We start from the raw sequence: 573 nt of genomic DNA on the forward strand, positions 1-573 counted from the left end.
GCCACTATGGGCGGCTTAATGGTGGCCGGCTTTGCTTATATGCTTTTAAGTTTATTAGTGAAATTTAAAGGCGTTGCAACGCTTCATAAAATTTTACCGCCTGTGGTTGTGGGCCCAGTAATTATGGTTATTGGTTTAGCGCTTGCACCTGTTGCTGTAAATATGGCGATGGGTAAAAGTGGCGACGGCAGTATTCAAATTATTGATTACAACAGCGCTATTTATATTTCGTTGTTCTCGTTAGTGGTTACGCTTATTTTTGCAGTGTGGGGAAAAGGCGTATTTAAGCTTATACCTATTCTGGCAGGGGTTGTAGCGGGTTATTGTTTATCGCTTGCAATGGGCGTTGTGCAATTTGACGCAGTAACTAACGCACAGTGGTTTGCTGTACCAAACTTCACATGGCCTGAGTTTAAATGGCAGGCTATTTTGTTTATGGTGCCTGTAGCAATAGCACCTGCAATTGAGCATATTGGCGATATGATGGCTATTAGCCAAGTAACCAATAAAGACTTTTTGAAAAAGCCTGGGCTTCACCGTACTTTGTTTGGTGATGGCCTTGCGACGTCTGCC

Annotated in this window: 1 protein-coding gene; it reads left to right on the top strand. The window is 43.1% G+C overall.

The annotated features are described in order from the left end of the window. The coding region (locus L652_RS0103095) for a solute carrier family 23 protein (protein ID WP_024603277.1) at positions 1-573 on the top strand (573 nt) is incomplete at both ends.

It is taken from the genome of Pseudoalteromonas sp. TB25 (genome assembly GCF_000497995.1).
GTDB lineage: Bacteria > Pseudomonadota > Gammaproteobacteria > Enterobacterales > Alteromonadaceae > Pseudoalteromonas > Pseudoalteromonas distincta.